General features: G+C 70.0%; 1 protein-coding gene and 1 pseudogene. Both read left to right on the top strand.

Annotated features, from left to right (window positions below; genetic code table 11):
• Window positions 1-62 precede the first annotated feature (62 nt).
• Entirely contained in the window at window positions 63-2027 is a 1965-nt protein-coding gene (acs, locus tag ACOJUF_RS04980; RefSeq protein ID WP_420120759.1) for an acetate--CoA ligase, read from the top strand.
• 178 nt (window positions 2028-2205) lie between these two features.
• Window positions 2206-3114 (top strand): annotated as a pseudogene (locus ACOJUF_RS04975) (glucose-6-phosphate dehydrogenase); the annotation flags it as partial.

The raw sequence follows: 3114 nt of genomic DNA, 5'->3' as shown, positions 1-3114 counted from the left end.
GGCTGCGCGCTGGAAGCAGGACAGCCGTCACCCGACATCGCCGTCACCCGAGGAGACACCCCGTGAGCGACACGAGTTCCCAGACGCTGGACAACCTGCTGGCCGAGAACAGGACGTTCCCGCCGTCCGCGGAGTTCGCGGCCCAGGCGAATCTGCAGGCCGAGGCCTACGACCGCGCGGCCGCCGATCCTGACGCCTTCTGGGCGCAGCAGGCCAACCGGCTCTCCTGGAGCACCCCGTTCAGCACGGTGCTGGACTGGTCGGACGCCCCGCACGCCAAGTGGTTCGCCGACGGCACGCTGAACGTGGCCTACAACTGCGTGGACCGGCACGTCGAGGCCGGCAACGGCGACACCGTGGCCATCCACTGGGAGGGCGAGCCCGGCGACACCCGCACGATCACCTACGCGGAACTGCAGCAGGAGGTCAGCCGCACCGCCAACGCGCTGGCCTCGCTGGGCCTGCAGGCGGGTGACCGGGTGGCGATCTACCTGCCCATGATCCCCGAGGCCGTGTTTTCGATGCTGGCCTGCGCCCGGCTCGGCCTGGCCCACTCGGTGGTCTTCGCGGGCTTCTCGGCCGAGGCGCTGCGTTCGCGGATCGGCGACGCCCAGGCCCGGCTGGTCATCACCGCCGACGGCCAGTACCGGCGCGGGTCGGCGGTCGCGCTGAAGACCGCGGTGGACGAGGCCGTGGCCGGCGACTCGCCGGTCGAGCACGTGCTGGTGGTCAAGCGGACCGGTATCGACATCGAGTGGACCGACAAGGACCTCTGGTGGGACGAGCTGGTGGCCGGCCAGTCGACCGAGCACACCCCGGAGGCGTTCGACGCCGAGCAGCCGCTGTTCATCCTGTACACCTCCGGCACCACCGGGAAGCCCAAGGGCATCCTGCACACCTCGGGCGGATACCTGACCCAGGCGGCCTACACCCACTGGGCCGTCTTCGACTACAAGCCCGGCGACGTCTACTGGTGCACCGCCGATATCGGCTGGGTGACCGGCCACTCGTACATCGTCTACGGGCCGCTGGCCAACGGCGCCACCGAGGTGATCTACGAGGGCACGCCGAACTCCCCGCACGAGGGCCGGCACTGGGAGATCATCGACAAGTACGGCGTCACCATCTACTACACGGCGCCGACGCTGATCCGCACGTTCATGAAGTGGGGCGCGGACATCCCGGCCAAGTACGACCTGAGCTCGTTGCGGGTGCTGGGCAGCGTGGGCGAGCCGATCAACCCCGAGGCCTGGATGTGGTACCGGCATCACGTCGGGCACGACAACTGCCCGATCGTCGACACCTGGTGGCAGACCGAGACCGGCGGCATCATGATCAGCCCGCTGCCCGGCGTGACCGCCAGCAAGCCCGGCTCGGCGATGACCCCGCTGCCCGGGATCAGCGCCACCATCGTCAACGACGAGGGCGTGCCGGTCGGCAAGGGCGAGGGCGGCTACCTGGTGGTCGACCGGCCGTGGCCGGCCATGCTGCGCACCATCTTCGGCGACGACGAGCGCTTCAAGGACACCTACTGGTCGCGGTTCGCCGCCCAGGGCTACTACTTCGCCGGTGACGGCGCCAAGTACGACACCGACGGCGCCCTGTGGCTGCTCGGTCGCGTCGACGATGTGATGAACGTGTCCGGCCACCGCATCTCGACCACCGAGGTCGAGTCGGCGCTGGTCTCGCACGAGTCGGTGGCCGAGGCCGCCGTCGTCGGGGCGGCCGACGAGATGACCGGCCAGGGCATCGTCGCCTTCGTCATCCTGCGCGGGGCCACCGACAGCGCCGACACCGATGCGCTGATCGAGACGCTGAAGAAGCACGTGGCCAAGGAGATCGGGCCGATCGCCAAGCCCAAGCGGATCCTGGTCGTGCCGGAGCTGCCCAAGACCCGGTCCGGCAAGATCATGCGACGGCTGCTGCGGGACATCGCCGAGAACCGTGCGGTCGGCGACGCGACCACGCTGCAGGATTCCACCGTGCTGAACCTGATCTCGTCCGGCCTGTCCGGCGGCAAGTCCTGAGCGCCGCCTGACGCCGTCCTCACGGTTCGCTGATCGAACCCGCGGCCCGCGCCGGATTCGTCCGGCCCGAGCCCCGGGTCGATCAGCGAACCCGGGCGGTCCGGCCTGATCACCCCGGACGGGTGACGCCCCGCCGGCCGGATCACGAGGGAATCGTCGCAGCGGTAGCGTCGTCGCCATGTCTGCGCTGACCCGTCCCGACACCCCGGTGATCATCGTGCTCTTCGGGGCCACCGGTGATCTGGCCAAGAGAATGGTGCTGCCGGCGTTCTACACGCTGGCCGAGCAGAAGCTCATGCCCGAGGAGTACCTGCTGATCGGGACCGGCCGCGGCCAGCGGACCGACGAGCAGTTCGCCCAGCACATCCACGACGCCCTGACCGAGTTCGCGACCGCCCCCGACCCCGACGAGTGGGCCCGGTTCAGCGCCCGGGTGCGGTTCGCCGGGGGCGGCTTCACCGTCGACGACCCCGGCGAGCTGGTGGACGCCGTGGCCAAGGCCCGTCAGGACCTGGGCGAGAACGCGCAGCTGATCAACTATTTCGCGGTCCCGCCGGTCGCGTTCCAGGGGTTCACCGCGGCCATCGGCGCGCACGGGCTGGCCGCGGGATGCCGCGCGGTCTACGAGAAGCCGTTCGGCAGCTCGCCCGAGGACTTCCGCACGCTGAACGCGGCCGTCCACGAGGTGCTGAAGGAGTCGCAGGTCTACCGCATCGACCACTTCCTGGGCAAGGAGGCCACCCAGGACCTGCACGTGCTGCGCTTCGCCAACAGCCTCTTCGCCGACGCGTGGGACGCCCGGCACATCGAGTCGGTGCAGATCGACGCACCCGAGACGCTGGACATCGACGACCGGGCCGGCTTCTACGACGCGACCGGCGCCATGCTCGACATGGTCATCACCCACCTGTTCCAGGTCGCCGCCGAGGTGGCCATGGAGCGCCCGGCCAGCATGGACGCCGACGACCTGCAGTCGGCCCGGGAGGAGGTCATCGGCTGTTTCCGGCCGATGGACCCCGCCGAGGTCGTGCTGGGCCAGTACGAGGGCTACCGCGACGTCCCCGGCATCGCCGCGGATTCGACCACC

The sequence above is a fragment of the Nakamurella sp. genome (assembly GCF_048594475.1).
Lineage (GTDB): Bacteria > Actinomycetota > Actinomycetes > Mycobacteriales > Nakamurellaceae > Nakamurella.
Note: the sequence above shows the minus strand (reverse complement) of the source record. Positions and strands in the feature narration are given on the sequence as shown.